Below are 15,498 nucleotides of genomic sequence, written 5' to 3'. Positions count from 1 at the left end.
TTTCCTTAGGCAGGTTGGACGTGGCTGCGGATGAACTCCAGCAGGGTCTGGTTGAATCGTTCGGGTTGGTCCAGCGGCGTGGCGTGGCGCGAGTCCTCGATTACCACCAGGCGGGCATCGGACAGTTCGCGCACGTAGGCTTCCTTGAGGCTGACCGGTGTGTAGTCGCGGTCGGCGGTGACCACCAGGGTCGGGCAGTTGATGCGTGCCAGGTGCTCACGCACGCCCCAGCCGATGATGGCATCCAGGCTGGCGAGGTAGGCGCGCTTGTCGTTCTCCGGCCAGCGCTGTTCGATCTTGCGCCGCAGCTCGGCCTGTTCCGGTTTGGGGAAGAGCAGTTTGCCCAGCGCCTTGGCGATGGTGTCGAGGCTGAGCAGGCGTGACAGCAGCCAGCGCTTGGCGATTTCCACGCAGTCGCGCAGCGAGTGGGGTTTGACCTCGGGGCCGCTGTTGACGATGGTCAGGCTCTGCAGCAGCTCCGGGCGGTCGACGCCGAGCTGGAAGCCGATCATGCCGCCCATGCTGATGCCGACCAGATGCACCTGCTTCAGCTCTAGGTGCTCGATCAGCGCCGCGACATCGGCGGCGAAGGTAGCGATCCGGTAGCGCTGGCGCGGCTTGTCGGAGTGGCCGTGGCCGCGCACATCCAGGGCAATCACCCGGTAGTGCTGGCTCAGTACGGGAATCTGGTACTCCCAGTCGCGGATGCTCGAACCCAGGCCGTGAACCAGCAGCAGCGGTTCGCCCTGGCCATATTCCTCGTAGTGCAGCTGGCAATCCTGGTGCGTGAAGTAGGGCATGGGCTGTCCTTAGGGTTGGGGAGCGGCATAGGCTGCATTCAGCGGTACGGCGTCGAAGGTGGTCAAGAGGTCGACCAGAATCTGAGTGGCCGGGCCCAGCGGTTTGCTCTTGTTGGCATACAGGTAGAACCGCGGGTGGCGGATGGCACCCTGCTGCAGGGGCAGGATTTTCAGCAGCCCCTCGTGCAGCTCGCGCTCGATCAGGTGACGTGGCAGCCAGGCGAACCCCAGGCCGCTGGCGACAAAGGTGGCGGCCGTGGCCAGGCTGCCGACCGTCCAGCGCTGTTCGGCGCCAAGCCAGCCGACATCCCGTGGCTGGGTGCGGCCGCTGTCGCGGATCACCACCTGCAGCTGGGTTTCCAGATCCTGAAAGGTCAGTTCGCGTTGCAGGCGATGCAGGGTGTGGTCGTGGTGGGCGACCGGGAGAAATTCCACGGCTTCCAGTTCGCGGCCCAGGTAGCCGGCAATCGACAGGCTGCTGATGGCCAGATCGGTAGAGCCTTCCAGCAGGACTTCCTCGACCCCGGAAAGCACTTCCTCGCGCAGCTTGATGCGGCAGCCGCGGCTCTGCGGCATGAACGCCGCCAGGGCCTGCAGCAGGCGCGCGGTGGGGTAGGCGGCATCCACCACCAGACGCACCTCGGCTTCCCAGCCCTGTTCCATGTGCAGGGCCAGCTCTTCCAGCTGGCTGGCCTGATTGACCAGCGGCCGCGAGCGGCGCAGCAGCACTTCACCGGCCTCGGTGAGCACGGCCTTGCGCCCGTCGATGCGCAGCAGCGGCACCCCCAGCTGCTCCTGCATGCGCGCCACGGTATAGCTGACCGAGGACTGCGAGCGGTGCAGCACCTCGGCGGCCTGGGCAAAGCCGCCATGGTCGACCACGGCCTGCAGGGTACGCCACTGGTCCAGCGTTACGCGGGGAGCCTTCATCTTGCTTCTCCATGGGCGCTGGTAATGCCGCCCCAGTACTTTTAATCTGGCGCCCTCGTTCAAGGAGCTGCCCGATGAAATCCGTCTGTCTTGCCCTGCTGTGCCTGCTGCCTGGTGTTGCCCTGGCTTATCCCATTGAAGTGGATAAGCAGATGAACGGTGCCGAAGTGTCCTACCAGACCATCGAGATCGACCATGACATGGCGGCCCTGGCGCTCTACAACCTCGGCGACAGCGCGGCGCAGTGCACGGCGGTGTTTCGCAACGGTCCGGAAGCCGGGCGCACGCGCAAGGCCGTGCTGCCGGCCCGCGGCGAGAGCAATCTGACGGTCAAGTTCAAACGCAGTGTGATTCGCCTGCGGATCAAGCTGACCTGCCACCTCGCCGACAGCAAGTGACATGATTAATCGAATTTGGTGATCTTTTAAAGCGGATTTTTGCGCTTTTTTATCGATCAACTGCTGAGCAAACTGGGCCCCATCGACACACACCACCCCGATGGAGCCCACCATGTCGCGTCTTCTCGTTGTTGAAAGCAGTGCCCGTCAGCAGGGCTCGATTTCCCGCCAGCTCACCGCCGAATTTCTCCAGCGCTGGCAGGCCAGCCATCCGGCCGATCAGATCATCCAGCGTGATCTGGCCAGCACGGTTTTGCCGCACCTGGATACCGACCTGCTGGGCGGCTGGATGAAACCGGCTGCCGAGCAGACCCCCGCCGAGCAGGCGGCCCTGGCCCGTTCCAACGAACTGACAGAGGAGCTGCTGGCCGCCGATGTGCTGGTGCTGGCTGCGCCCATGTACAACTTCGGCATCCCCAGCACCCTCAAAGCCTGGCTGGACCATGTGCTGCGCGCCGGGGTGACCTTCAAATACACCGAAACCGGCCCGCAGGGGCTGCTCAGTGGCAAGCGCGCCATCGTCCTGACGGCCCGTGGTGGTGTGTATGCCGGCGGTCCGCTGGATCATCAGGAGCCGTATCTGCGTCAGGCGCTGGCCTTTATCGGCATTCATGACGTGCAGTTCATCCATGCCGAAGGCCTGAACATGGGTGATGAATTCCAGCAGCGCGGCCTGGCGACTGCGCGTCAGGCCATTGCCGAGGTTGCCTGATTCTCTCCTGCGGCCGGCTGCTCCGCCGGTCGCCCTGTCGGGGGCAGAACCCCGAGCCTGCCGGTCTGTGTAAACAGGCCGGCTTTTTTATGTCTGCTGTGTTAAAAATACTGCACGCATTGTGCTGGGATTCTGCCCGGCCGAGGGTGGCCGGAGGTTGTTGTGAAGTTGTCGGGTCAAGGGGTGGCGCTGTCGCTGGCCTCATCGTTCATGTTTGCCCTGATGCCGGGCTATGTGCGCTGGCTGGCGCCGCTGGATGCCGTGCAGATTTTCGCCCAGCGCGTGCTGTGGTCGATCCCGGCGGTGCTTCTGCTGGTCTTGCTGATGCGCCAGTGGCCGGTGCTGCTGGCCGCTTTCCGGCGCCTGCGGCATGAGCCGCTGCTGTGTCTGGCGCTGCCGCTCTCGGCGGCGATGATGGGGGTGCAGTGGGGCATCTTTCTCTGGGCGCCGCTGACCGGACACATGCTGGACGTCTCGCTTGGCTATTTCCTCCTGCCGCTGGCCATGGTGCTGGTCGGCCGCCTGTTTTATGGCGAGCGCCTGCGACCGCTGCAGAAGGTGGCGGTGGGCTGTGCCCTGCTGGGCGTGGTGCATGAGCTGTGGCTGACCGGTGCCTTTTCCTGGGTCACCCTGGTCTCCGCGCTGGGCTATCCGCCGTATTTCATGCTGCGTCGCTGGATGCGCCTGGACGCCTTGTCCGGCTTCATTCTGGAAATGCTGGTGCTGGCGCCGCTGGCTATCGGCCTGATTCTTTTCCTGGGGCAGGCCGATCTGCTGCAGCAGGCGCCGCAGCTGGCCTGGCTGTTACCGGGGCTGGGGCTGTTCAGTGCGCTGGCGTTCGGCGCCATGATGGCTGCCAGCCGTCTGTTGCCGTTGGGGTTGTTCGGCATTCTCAGCTATGTCGAGCCGGTGTTGCTGTTTGTCGCCTCGGTGATGTTTCTCGGTGAGAAATTCGACCCGGCACAGCTGCTGACCTATCTGCCGATCTGGCTGGCGGTGCTGTTTACCGGTTGGGACAGTGCGCGCCTGCTGCGTAAGCAGGCGCGCTACGGCACCAGTTGAGAACCTGTTTAGGGTCTTGCGAGCTAGAGCGAGACAAGGCAAAAACAGCCGAAGAAGCGCACGCCTACAGGGATGTAGGCGGTAGAGCGAAGCAGGAAGCCAGAGCCGAGTTTACGAGTGGTAAATGAGCATAACTCGCTACGCTCGCCCCTTCGGGGCCGCACTAAAGTGCGTTGGCCATAAGCGGCCTGCTGAGGCTGTTTTTAACGCCGTATCGCCGACGCGCAGCAGATCGTAAACAGGTTCTCAGGTCTATTCGAGGCGCACGCGATAGACCTCGGCCAGCGAGATCAGCTTGTTGCGCGCCAGTTGCAGGGCACTTTGCGTGAGTGGGCGCATGCCGTCGGCAATGGCCTGCTGCTCGATCTTCTGGGCCTCCACCGAGGGCTCGATCATCGCCCGCAGGGCAGGTGTCACTTCCAGCAGTTCGTAGGCAGCCACCCGGCCTGAGACGCCTTTACCATGGCACTGCGGGCAGCCTTGGCCGACGTAGAACGGTTCGTCAGCCTCAAGCCCCAGCGCGTTGCGGACGTGCTCGGGTACTTTCTCTTCGGTCAGGCAGTGCGGGCAGTTGCGCCGTACCAGACGCTGGGCCAGCACGCCCAGCAGACTGGCATTGAGCAGGTAGGGGGCGATACCGATTTCCAGCAGGCGGGTCACCGTGGCCGCGGCGCTGTTGGTGTGCAGGGTGGACAGCACCAAGTGGCCGGTGAGGGCGCTTTCGGCGGCCATCAGGGCGGTTTCCTGGTCGCGGATCTCGCCGACCATGATCACGTCCGGGTCATGGCGCAGGATGTGGCGCAGGGCGCGGGCAAACGTGTAGCCGATCGCCGGTTTGACCTGAATTTGGCGGATACCGTCGATCTGGTATTCCACCGGGTCTTCCACGGTGATGATGTTCACGCCACTGGCCTTGATGGTGTTCAGGGCCGCGTAGAGGGTGGTGCTCTTACCCGAGCCCGTGGGGCCGGTCACCAGCAGGATGCCCTGATTGTGGCTGATCAGGTTGCGGAAGCGCGAGACGTCCTGCTCGCTGAAACCGATCTGATCGAGGCTTTTCATGCTCTGCTGGGTATCGAGAATCCGGATGACCACGCTTTCGCCATGCACGGTGGGCATGATCGACAGGCGCAGGTCGATGGTGCGGTCACTCAGGTGCACCATGTGCCGGCCGTCCTGAGGCAGACGGTGCTCGGCGATGTTCATCCCGCCGATGATCTTGATACGGCTGACGATGGCGGCCAGGTGGGCGCGCTTGACCCGGCGGATTTCCTGCAGCAGGCCATCGACGCGCAGCAGTACGCTGACCTCGTGTTCACCCGGGCGCAGGTGAATGTCCGAGGCACGGCGGCTGATGGCCTCCTCCAGCAGGTTTTCGACAAAGCGTACGGTGGGTTTGTCTTCGGCCAGCTGCTTGATCCTGTGCAGGCTCATGGGCTGTTCGTCGACTTCATTTTCCGGAAGCTGCTCGGCGACGGCGCAGGCATACAGGTGGTTGACCGCTTCCTCGACCGCGGCGGGGGTGGCCATCACCGCTTCCACCGGTTTGCCGGTGACAAAACCGAGCAGGTGCAGCAGCTCGCTGTGGGTCGGGTCGGGGGTGGCGACAACCAATCGCTCGCCGTCGATCATCAGCGGTACAACCAGGTAGCGCCGTGCAAGACTTTCCGGAATCAGGCTGATGCAGCTCTGGTCAAAGTCGAAATCATCAAGGCTGATCCTGGGAATGCCCAGTTGCTCGGCCACGGTCAATGCCAGCCGCTCGGGGCTGATCATCTTCAGTTCCAGCAGGATCTGGCCGAGGCGGCCCTTTTCCGGGTGTTCATGCTGATGATTGAGCGCCCGCTCCAGCTGGGTCGGGGTGATCACGCCGCTTTCCAGCAGCAGTACGCCCAGGCTGGCGTGCCGGCCGCTGCCACAGTGATGCTGGCGCAGCCACTCATGCAGCTCGCCGCTATTTTTCAGTTGCACGCTCATCGATGGCGGATTCCCCAGCAGTTCGTCCTGCCAGTATGGCGTCTGGTTCATGCTGGCAAACTGCTACAGGTCAATGCTCTTCTCCTGTGGCCGGGCCCCGGCTTCAGCGCAGGATGTCGCGCAGGACTTCGCGTACCACCGTGGTGCCGACCTCGACCAGTACCGCATCGGTGCCGTACTGGCGCCACTCGTAACCTGGGTAGTAGGGCAACTGACGGGCCAGGGCCGGGTCGATCTGCTTGGCGATACCGGGCGGCAGCGGCTTGCCTCGCGCGAGGTTCTTGGCGATGCCCGGTGGCAGGGCCTTGGCCGGGGTCGGGCTCTGGTAGCCGCGCAGGATGCGCTCGATATCGCTGAGGTCATCGTCGTAGTCGTTGCGGTAATCGCGCTGGCGGTTCTGGCTCTGCTTGCCACCGTCGTCGTGGTATTGCGCAGGCTTGTTCGATGAGCCCTGGCCGTTCTGTTTCTGGCTGTGCTGCTGACCCTTGTTGCCCTGGCCTTGGCCCTTGTCGTTGTTCGGGGCGGCCTGCAGCGACAGGCTCAGGACCAGCGCACTGGCGCCAAGCAGGAAAATGCGGGGGAGTGACATGCTTGCCTCCGGGCAATGGTCGGTAACAGACAATTGCCAGTTTAGGCCGAACTGCGCGCAGTAAAAGGGGCGATTTGTCTCGCTAACCGTTACCCTATGCAACTGATTTCCCGTTTTTCACCGAGGTGCCCGCCGTGTTTGCCCAATTTGCCCTGCATGAACGCCTGCTCAAAGCCGTGGCTGAGCTCAAATTCATCGAGCCCACGCCTGTGCAGCTGACGGCGATTCCGCCGGCCCTGGAGGGCCGTGACCTGCAGGTGACGGCGCAGACCGGCAGTGGCAAGACCGCGGCCTTCGTGTTGCCGCTGCTCAACCGCCTGCTCGGCGACGGCGCCTCACAGGCGCGCAGCGATGTGCGTTCGCTGATCCTGCTGCCGACCCGCGAGCTGGCCCAGCAGACGCTCAAGGAAGTCGAGCGGTTCTCCCAGTTCACCTTTATCAAGTCCGGTCTGATCACCGGTGGCGAGGACTTCAAGGTGCAGGCTGCTCTGCTGCGCAAATGCCCGGATGTGCTGATTGCCACCCCGGGCCGCCTGCTCGAACACCTCAATGCCGGTCATCTCAAGCTCAATCAGGTCGAGGTGCTGGTGCTGGACGAGGCCGACCGCATGCTCGACATGGGCTTTGCCGAAGACGTCAAACGTCTGGCTGACGAGTGTGCGCAGCGCCAGCAGACCATGCTGTTCTCCGCAACTAACGGTGGCAGCGGTCTGCGCGAGATGGTCGCCAGCGTGCTGCGCGAGCCGCTGCACCTGCAGATCAACCGGGTCAGCGAGCTCAACGAGGGCACTCGCCAGCAGGTCATCACCGCCGACGACAATGCCCACAAGGAGCGTCTGGTCGAGTGGTTGCTGGCCAATGAGACCTACCAGAAGGCGATCATCTTCACCAACACCCGCGCCCAGGCCGACCGCCTCTATGGCCATCTGGTAGCCAGCCAGCACAAGGTGTTCATCCTGCACGGCGACAAGGACCACAAGGAGCGCAAGCAGGCCATCGAGCGCATGAAGCAGGGCGGCGCCAAGATCCTGGTGGCCACTGATGTGGCGGCTCGTGGTTTGGATGTCGAAGGACTGGATCTGGTGATCAACTTCGACCTGCCGCGCTCGGGTGACGAGTATGTGCACCGTATCGGCCGTACCGGCCGCGCCGGCGCCGAGGGGCTGGCCATCTCGCTGATCTGCCATGGCGACTGGAACCTGATGTCGAGCATCGAGCGCTATCTCAAGCAGCGTTTCGAGCGGCGCAACATCCAGGGCCTGAAAGCTCACTACCAGGGGCCGAAGAAGCTCAAGGCCTCGGGCAAGGCGGCTGGTGTGAAGAAGAAAAAGACCGACAAGAAAGATGGCAAGAAGACCGCAAGCAAAGCCCCGGCGCGGCGCAAGCCGAGCGCCGACAAGGCCAAGTCTTCCGGCCCGAGTCTGGTTGGCAATACCGACGGTACCGCTCCGCTGAAGCGGCGCAAGCCGGCGGCGCCAGCTGCCGAGTAAGCATTTCGGGGGAAAACTCCGGGAAACAAAAAGGGCGCCTTGGGGCGCCCTTTTTCATGCCGCAGTCACACTCACTTGGGCACGACGAGGATCTTGCCGTCGCGTTCGCCGGCCGCTGCGGCGGCCACCGCCTGCTGGATCTCGCTGACGTCGTAGGTGGCGCCGATGCGGGTCTTCAGCTTGCCTTGGGCGATCAGTCCGATCAGCTCGCCGAACACCTGCATCTGCTCGGCCTGGCTGGCCTTCTGGAACCATTTGGCCAGCCAGAAGCCGCGCAGGGTAACGTCGCGGAAGACGAACGAGCTGGGCGTGACCTGGCACGGCTCGCCGCTCATGCGGCCGTAGTTGACCAGCACGCCTTCCTCGGCCAGGCACTGGGCCAGATGATCGGTGGACTGCCCGGCCACGGCGTCGATGCCCAGCTTGATGGCCGCGCCACCCGTGGCCTCGCGCACACGCTTGTGCAGGTCGCGGCCGTCGACCAATACCACATCGCCGCCTTCGGCGTTGACGGTGTCGATGGCCGACTCGCGGCGGACCACGTTGACCGTCTTCAGGCCGCGGATTTTCGCAAGCTGAATCAGATAGCTGCCGACCCCGGAGTTGGCGGCGTTCTGGATGACCCAGTCGCCAGGTTTGAGGTCGACGAACTCACGCAGCATCAGGTAGGCGGTCGGCGGGTTGACCGTGAGCATGGCCAGTTGCAGCGGGTCGGCCTCCGGCAGTGCGATCAGTTGCTTGGCCTTGACTTGCAGGTGGCTGCGCCAGGTGCCGCAACCGACCGGCAGCAGCACCATCTGGCCGGGCTTGAGGCCCTCGACGTCGGCGGCTACCGCCTCCACGCGGCCGACACCTTCGTTGCCGCCAATGGCCGGCAGCGGCGGCAGCATGCCGTATTCACCGGTCAGGGTGAGGACGTCGGAGGGGTTGATGGGTGCCGCCAGCACTTTTACCCGGGCTTCGCCGGCGCCGAGTTCCGGCAGGTCGAAGGGCACGGCGGCGATGACGTCCTGCGGCACCGGGCCGCGTTGCTGGTATTCGGCTTTCAACATGATGGGGCTCCACAAACTGGGTTGCACGGGAGGCATCAGTCTAGACTGATGCTGCCGGTGGCAGCGCTATTGCCGACTATACGGCGCAGTGATGACGGGGGCAGTGTCTATGCGGTGGTGCTGGCTGCTGGTGTGGTGCGCAAGCCTGCAAGTGAGCTGGGGTGCGGAGCTGTTGCGTGTTGGCTTCGGCCTGCACAAGCCTCCCTATATCTTCGAGGGCCTGCAGCGCGGTATCGAGTACGAAATCGTCGCCGCGGCGGTCAGCGAGGCGGGCTGGCAGATCGATCCAGTGTATGCCCCGCAGGAGCGTCTGCACCTGCTGCTGGCGCGGGGCGAGATCGATGCCATCACCACGACCAATGAGCGCAGCGGGGTCAAGGCCTTCTACTCGCAGCCCTATATTCATTACCAGAACATGGTGGGTGCCCTGGCTTCGCGGCATCTGTCGATCCGCAAGGTCGCCGACCTTGCGAGCTTTTCGATCAGTGCCTACCAGCGCGCCCGTTATCTGCTTGGGCCGGAATTCCAGCAGATGGCCGAGAACAACCCGCGCTACCACGAGGAGGCCCAGCAGCTTGGGCGCAACCGCCTGCTGTTCAGTGGTCGCACCGATCTGGTGGTGGCCGAGCGCAATATCTTCGAGTACCTCAGTCGCGAGGTTGCCGATCAGGTCGATACCACCCAGGCGGTGGACTGGTTCGCCATCTTCCCGCCTACGCCCTATCAGGTCGGCTTTATCCGTGCCGAACAGCGGGACCGCTTCGATCAGGCGTTGCTGCGGGTGCAGCAGCGCGGCGAGGATCAGCGCATCCGGCTGCGCTATCTGCCGCAGTGACGGCGTGATTGGTGAGTGGCAATGGCCGGAGTGGACAATGTTCCGGCGGAGCATGACTGGTAGGCTGCAAGGCTAGAGTGGCCGTTGTTGTGGTCGTGGCCGGATGTCTGCCTGGAGTCTGTGATGAAACTGCTGTCTGCCTGCTTCTCTGTGCTCTTGCTGCTGCCCTTGCAGGTGCAGGCTTGGTCCAATCATTCGCTGGGTAGCAGCTTGGCGCTGGCGCCCCTGCAGGGGATGGCCGCAGAAACCCTGCGGGTCGAGTCTCTGGAGCGTTTCCTCGAGGCTGAGGAAGAAGGCCTACGGGTGCTGCTGGACGAGCAGGAACGCTTTGCCCGCGCGCAGTTCGAGGAGTACCCATCGCGCCCCGATGAGCTGCGCTGGCAGGCCGGTGCTGCCGATCGCCGTAGTGCTTTCCTGCAGGCCTTGCGGATCAACCCGGAAACCCGCCTGGCATTGTTCATTCAGGCCGTTCCCGGCGTTGCGCCGGGGCAGCGTGAGCGTCTGGATGCCGGTGCGGTGACGGTGTATCGCAAACTCAGCCTGTGGAGCGAATGGCGTTTCTTCAAGGTTGGCGAGGGCGAGTTGCTCAGCCCGCTGGCGGTGCTCAGCAGTGCCGCAGACGAGCCGGACTACGGCCATGATATCAATCTGTTCAGTGATAACCCGGGCACGGCAGGGGCGCGCTACAACTTCGGGACGCAGCCGTTCGGCGACGCGCGCTTCGAGTATTCCTCGCAGGCGCCGTTTCATATCGGCTACTACCACGAGGATCCGCTGGTGTTCGCCGCGGGGCCTTTCCTGCGCCGCACCTATCCGCAGTGGCGTTCCTATCAGTACATCGGTCTGGCTCGCTTTGCCTTCGAACGGGGGCATCCGTACTGGGGCTACCGGTTCCTCGGCTGGGGGCTGCATTACATCCAAGATATGACTCAGCCCTATCACGCCAGCGTGCTGCCGGGCTCAACCACGACGGGCCTGTTGTGGACGGCAGCCAAGGCGCTCGGCGGTTTCCCGGCGGACAAGCAGGCGGCCATGGCGCGCGTGGCCACGCGCCATACCGAGGTGGAGAAATATCAGCTGCAGTGGCTGCGCGGTGAGATGGCCAGCGGCGATAGCCAGCGCTCGTTGCTCAAGGCCTATGCCGAGGCAGCCAATGATGGCCGCTATCCACCGTTCGATTATCGCTACCTGCGTGACACCGTGGCCCTGGAGTCGCACCAGCGTGCCGATCAGTTCGACGGGCTGATCGGCCAGTGGCTGGAGCAGCAGCCGGCCGTCGGGGATTTTCGTCAGGGTAACCAGCTGACCGCGGCCAGGCCTGATGCGCAGCTGCAGCAGCTGATCATCGAGCTGATCGGCCATTTTGGCGCGCACACGCGCAATGCCGTTCGCGCTACCGCGCCACGTTAAGCGCGGCGCTCAAGGCGCTTCGGCCGGCACCGTATCGAGGCCGGGCGTGAAATAGAAGTGTTCGACCCGGTTGCGGCCGCCGCGCTTGGCCCGGTACAGGGCCTGGTCGGCGGCTTGGTATAACGGAGTCAGGTGAGTTTGGCAGCCCGGTGCCAGGCATGCCAGGCCAATGCTGGCGGTAATCTGCAGGCGGCCATTGTCGATATCGATGGAGCTGTGCTCGATCAGTCCGCGCAGTTTCTCGGCCGTCTGTTGCGCCTGTGGCAGGTCGGTTTCCGGCAGCAGGATGATGAACTCCTCCCCACCCAGGCGGCCGATGGTGTCGCAGTTGCGGGTGTGTTCGCCGAGCAGGCGGGCGACATGGCGAATCACCGCATCTCCGGCGGGATGGCCGAAGTTGTCGTTGATCGCCTTGAAGTGGTCAAGATCGAGCATCAGCAGGCTGAGAGGGGCAGGGTGCCGGTTGACCCGCGACAGCTCGCTCTCGGTCAGACGTTCAAACTCGCGGCGGTTGAACAGGCCAGTGAGAGTGTCGTGGCTGGCCTGAAACTGCAGCTGGCGGGTACGCGCCTTGAGAATCTCGCGCTGGCGCAGCAGTACCTTGCGCAGCTGCTGCTCGCGCAGAAAGTTGCGGTACAGAATCCACGATACCAGCAGGCCGCTGGCGCAGGCAGTGAGGCTGTTCATGGTGCTGCTGAGCTTGAGTGCCGGGCTGTTCGACAGCTGGTCGATGATCAGCAGCCCGATGATCAGCGCCGCGCTGAACAGGATCAGGGCGGTGAACGGCCGCAGGTAAAGCAGCAGGGCGGTGACGCTGCAAGCGGCAACCAGTGGCGTTACACCCTGGATCACCAGTTGGTCGAAGGCCGTCAGCATCAGGCCAATGGCCAGTATCAGGGTTGCCGTGAGGGTACTCAGCCGCTCGACTGCGGCGCTCGGATTGTCCTGGCGGCGCAGACGCAGGGTCAGCCCGCCGATCAGCAGTGATAGCAGCAGGATGACTGGGTGCACCAGCAGGGATATTTCGCGCCAGCGCGCTTCGGCGGCTGAGCCAGTGGCATCCAGCAACCAGAACAGGCAAATCTGGCTGAGGCTGAGGAATACTCCGAACAGCGCGAGAAAGTACAGGCGCTTGAGATTTTCCTGTTGCACGCGTGCGCACCAGACTCTGTCGAGTTCGCGCAGCTTGAGCAGTCGGGTAAGCAGTGGTTTGCGCAAGAGAGCCAATCCGCCGGGTGTGCCTTAAAACGCTAGCTCACAACGGCGGACAATGACGGGCAAAAGAAAGGGCGCCCGAGAGCGCCCTGAAGATATGGAGTAAGTCCGTTAACTCTGAGTCACCCGGCGGCAGTAAGTTCAGCGCCAGGCGACGAGTGGTCGTCAGCGCCCCGGCGTAAGGGTCAGGCGGGTGTTGCCGTAGGCGCGTTCGAGGTTCTTCGACTGGAACGGGAAGCTCATATACTGGCCCTTGAGCCAGGCGTCGATGCCGTCGGCGTAGTGCGGGCTGGCCGGGTTGCCGGACTGGCCGGTGCTGTTCAGGCCAATCAGCGGTTCCTCTCGGCTGAAGTCGACAACGATGCGCATGGCCGGAATCAGCCAGGTATCGAAGTCCTTGCCCCAGTGGTAGGCCGACACATTCAGCGTGCTGTGGTCGCCGCCAGCGGCATAGGGACCGCGGTCCAGGTAGTCGCGGATGGCATTGATGCCGGTGCGCTCGCTGGCACTCATGTAGGGCGCCATCTGCGTCGTTTCGGTGGCAAAGGTGTACTGGTGCAGCTTGCCCCATTGCCAGCTGGCCGGATTGCTGCCCATGGCCTGGCGCGCATAAGCCTGGGCCGCGGCCAGGCTACGGGCGAGGATCGCCGGCTTGTCTTCCTTCTGGGCGGTGCGCTGGTCGTCCCAGAACGGGCTGTCGAGCCGGCCGAGCAGGTGATCGGCCTGCGCCGAGTAGGACAGGTTGGCGGTTTCCACCAGCGCCTCCCAAGCCGGCGTGCCATCAGCGCCGAGTTCATCCTGGAAGATCGCCCGTGCGCTTTCGTGGAGGAAGGCGCCATACAGCGCGGCGTCAGTTGAGCTGGCCGTGAGGCGACCGTTGAAACGCAGCAGGCTCTGCAGACTGCGTTCGGCGTCCTGGCGCTCGGCGGCGGGTAGGGACCTGATCGCACTCTGCAGGGCCGGTTGCATGGCCGGATCCTTAAGCACGGCCTGGAGTTTGGGCACGAACGGCGACTGCTGGTCGTACTGCATGGCAATCATGCTTTTCTGGTCCTGCTTGCCATTGCCGGCCATTTGCGCGATGCGTTCGGCACGCTCGGGGTAGTACCAGGAATTGGACAGTTGCACGCCATAACCGCTGGGGGCGGTACGGTGGTTGGCTGTACCCAGCCAGCCTTGCGCCGGGTCCTGATCGTACGGATGGAGCATCGGATCGGCGTAGCCGTCCCAGTCGTAGCGGCTGTCCCAGCCGGGGGAGGGCAGCAGGCCGCGACCGGCGCGGCGGTTCGGGTAGCGCCCGGTCACCTGCCAGGCGATGTGCTGGGCATCGGCATAGACCATGTTCAGGCCCATGGCGCGGATGGCCCGGGTCGACTCATGCGCTTCATCCACCGACTGGGCGCGGGACAGCTTGAAGAAGGCATCCAGCGACTGGTCGGCGTCGAACTGGGTGGTCTGCAGGGCGATACCCAGACCGCTCTGCAGCTGCATCGGCTGCAGCATGTGCTTGCGCTCGCCGAGCACGCTGTTGAGCAGCGGGCCGTGGCGGGTTTCGAACAGGGTTTCGCGGATCGGTCGCTGGCCCTTGATGAAGAAGGTCTCCTGGCGGGCGGTGGCCGGCAGCCACTTGCCATCGGCTAGATACAGCAGGCGATTGCCTTCGCGGCGGACTTTTTCGAGGAACAGGTCCTGGTTGTCGGCCATGACCATGGTCATGCCCCAGGCCAGCTTGCCGTTGAAGCCGGCGACCACTGCAGGCACGCCGGCGACCGAGACGCCGGCGGCCTGGTAGCGCGGCGAGCGGACGTGGATGAAGTTCCACACCGAGGGCATCGCAATCGGCAGGTGCGTGTCGTTGGCCAGCAGACTTTTACCGTAACGCGCCTGCTGTGGCGCGATCGCCCAGTTGTTCGATGCGGCCACGCCGAGCATGTTGAGCGCGGCGATCTGCTGGCTGGCCTGACCGATCTGGCTGAGGCCCTGCAGTTGGCCTGTCAGGCTCAGGCCCTTGAGTTTCTCGGCCTCATCGAAGGGCAAGGGTTCGTCCGGGTAGATCGGGCTGAGCCAGGCGAGTTTCTCAGCACCGACTTTCTGCGCCAGAACCAGCGAGGCGATTTCCTCCTGCAGATTCACCGCCAGGCCGAAGTTGAGCAGGCAGAAGATCAGCACCGAATCCTGTGGCTTCCAGTAGGCCGGCCGGTAACCGGACTCGGCCAGGTCCATCGGCAGTTTGTCCTGGTAGCGGTACAGGTAGGCGTTGACCCCGCGGGCATAGACCTCGAAGAACTTCTTCAGCTGCGGTGAGGCATTGCGATAGAGCACCTCGGCACTTTTCTTCAGGTTGACCGCGCGCATGAAACGGTCGATATCCACTGCCCCGGCCCCCGCCATCTCGGCCAGACGCCCCTCGGCCATCAGGCGCATGCCGACCATCTGGCTGAGGCGGTCACTGGCGTGCACGTAACCGATGGCAAACAGAGTGTCGTGGAAGTTGCTGGCTTCGATCAGCGGCATGCCAAGTTCGTTACGGCGAATGCTGACGTTCTGCGCCAGTCCCTTGACCGCCACGCTGCCGCGATCCGGATGCAGGCTGCTGGCATAACGGCCGTTGAGGAAAGACTGACAGCCACTGATGCCGAGCATGCTGACCAGCAGGGCGCTGGTGGCGGTGAGGGCAAAAGGACGGGAGATCAGGCGCAAAGCCATCACGGGCTCCTGGGGCATGGAAAGTGGGGCGGAAGAGGTTGTGGCTACCTTAGTGAGGCTGGCCGGGCGCTGCAAGGAGGTCAGGCAAGAGCAGGGCCCATCTTCGGATGGGCCAGGGGGCTCAGGCAGCGTGGCACTTCTTGAATTTCTTGCCGCTGCCACAGGGGCAGGGATCATTGCGGCCGACATCCTTCAGCGGATTGCGAGTCGGTTCGGCCGGGCCATGGTTGCAGTGCGGGCCATGCACGTGGCCGTGATCATGATGATGGTCGTGATCATGGTTGCAGTCTGGGCCGTGAACATGGGGTTGCTGGTTCATGGG

General features: G+C 63.9%; 14 protein-coding genes. 6 read left to right on the top strand and 8 right to left on the bottom strand.

From position 1 onward, the window contains the following. Positions 1-5: 5 nt before the first annotated feature. A complete protein-coding gene (locus tag HNP49_RS07495) occupies positions 6-800 on the bottom strand; it encodes an alpha/beta fold hydrolase (RefSeq protein WP_184681979.1) in 795 nt (264 codons plus the stop codon). Between the two features lie 9 nt (positions 801-809). Beyond that, positions 810-1,730: a LysR family transcriptional regulator gene (locus HNP49_RS07490; RefSeq protein WP_184681977.1), complete on the bottom strand. Its 921-nt coding sequence runs from the start codon at positions 1,728-1,730 to the stop codon at positions 810-812. A gap of 74 nt (positions 1,731-1,804) precedes the next feature. Between HNP49_RS07490 and HNP49_RS07485 the strand changes: the two genes are divergently transcribed. The 3 genes from HNP49_RS07485 to rarD all read left to right on the top strand — a co-directional run bounded on the left by HNP49_RS07485 (position 1,805) and on the right by rarD (position 3,902). Beyond that, entirely contained in the window at positions 1,805-2,128 is a 324-nt protein-coding gene (locus tag HNP49_RS07485; protein WP_184681975.1) for a 3-phosphoglycerate kinase, read from the top strand. Between the two features lie 112 nt (positions 2,129-2,240). Next, positions 2,241-2,840, top strand: a complete 600-nt coding sequence (locus HNP49_RS07480) for an FMN-dependent NADH-azoreductase (protein ID WP_184681973.1) — start codon at positions 2,241-2,243, stop codon at positions 2,838-2,840. A 162-nt stretch (positions 2,841-3,002) separates the two neighbouring features. Beyond that, a complete protein-coding gene (gene rarD, locus HNP49_RS07475) occupies positions 3,003-3,902 on the top strand; it encodes an EamA family transporter RarD (protein ID WP_184681971.1) in 900 nt (299 codons plus the stop codon). A 252-nt stretch (positions 3,903-4,154) separates the two neighbouring features. Here the strand turns inward: rarD and HNP49_RS07470 are convergent, their stop codons facing one another. Together HNP49_RS07470 and HNP49_RS07465 are read right to left on the bottom strand one after the other, a co-directional pair. Continuing rightward, a complete protein-coding gene (locus HNP49_RS07470) occupies positions 4,155-5,930 on the bottom strand; it encodes a GspE/PulE family protein (protein ID WP_184681969.1) in 1,776 nt (591 codons plus the stop codon). A 52-nt stretch (positions 5,931-5,982) separates the two neighbouring features. Beyond that, positions 5,983-6,468 (bottom strand): anti-virulence regulator CigR family protein, encoded by a 486-nt coding sequence (locus HNP49_RS07465; protein WP_184681967.1) that lies wholly within the window; start codon positions 6,466-6,468, stop codon positions 5,983-5,985. A 134-nt stretch (positions 6,469-6,602) separates the two neighbouring features. Between HNP49_RS07465 and HNP49_RS07460 the strand changes: the two genes are divergently transcribed. Then, positions 6,603-7,958 carry a DEAD/DEAH box helicase gene (locus HNP49_RS07460; RefSeq protein WP_184681965.1) on the top strand — a complete coding sequence of 452 codons (1,356 nt, stop codon included), beginning with the start codon at positions 6,603-6,605 and terminating at the stop codon, positions 7,956-7,958. A gap of 71 nt (positions 7,959-8,029) precedes the next feature. Here HNP49_RS07460 and HNP49_RS07455 read toward each other — a convergent pair whose 3' ends face one another. Further along, positions 8,030-9,010, bottom strand: coding sequence for a zinc-dependent alcohol dehydrogenase family protein (locus HNP49_RS07455; protein WP_184681963.1), 981 nt, complete (start codon positions 9,008-9,010; stop codon positions 8,030-8,032). 109 nt (positions 9,011-9,119) lie between these two features. Here HNP49_RS07455 and HNP49_RS07450 point away from each other — a divergent pair, with 109 nt between their 5' ends. Both HNP49_RS07450 and HNP49_RS07445 read left to right on the top strand, forming a co-directional pair. Further along, on the top strand, positions 9,120-9,845 hold the full coding sequence (locus HNP49_RS07450) for an ABC transporter substrate-binding protein (RefSeq protein ID WP_184681961.1): 726 nt from the start codon (positions 9,120-9,122) through the stop codon (positions 9,843-9,845). Between the two features lie 123 nt (positions 9,846-9,968). Next, positions 9,969-11,255: a phospholipase gene (locus HNP49_RS07445; RefSeq protein WP_184681959.1), complete on the top strand. Its 1,287-nt coding sequence runs from the start codon at positions 9,969-9,971 to the stop codon at positions 11,253-11,255. Between the two features lie 9 nt (positions 11,256-11,264). On the opposite strand, the gene HNP49_RS07440 is transcribed toward HNP49_RS07445, so the two are convergent. From HNP49_RS07440 to HNP49_RS07430, 3 genes are all read right to left on the bottom strand, one after another. Further along, positions 11,265-12,473 carry a GGDEF domain-containing protein gene (locus tag HNP49_RS07440; protein ID WP_184681957.1) on the bottom strand — a complete coding sequence of 403 codons (1,209 nt, stop codon included), beginning with the start codon at positions 12,471-12,473 and terminating at the stop codon, positions 11,265-11,267. 162 nt (positions 12,474-12,635) lie between these two features. After that, the gene (locus HNP49_RS07435; protein ID WP_184681955.1) at positions 12,636-15,176 is read right to left on the bottom strand and encodes a penicillin acylase family protein; all 2,541 of its coding nucleotides are present in this window, start codon (positions 15,174-15,176) and stop codon (positions 12,636-12,638) included. Between the two features lie 121 nt (positions 15,177-15,297). Further along, the gene (locus HNP49_RS07430) at positions 15,298-15,495 is read right to left on the bottom strand and encodes an SEC-C metal-binding domain-containing protein (RefSeq protein ID WP_184681953.1); all 198 of its coding nucleotides are present in this window, start codon (positions 15,493-15,495) and stop codon (positions 15,298-15,300) included. Positions 15,496-15,498 lie beyond the last annotated feature (3 nt).

Origin of the sequence: Pseudomonas fluvialis, assembly GCF_014207935.1 — a bacterium.
GTDB classification, from domain to species: domain Bacteria; phylum Pseudomonadota; class Gammaproteobacteria; order Pseudomonadales; family Pseudomonadaceae; genus Aquipseudomonas; species Aquipseudomonas fluvialis_A.
The sequence above is the reverse complement of the archived record's forward strand: the minus strand, read 5'-3'. Positions and strand labels throughout refer to the sequence as shown.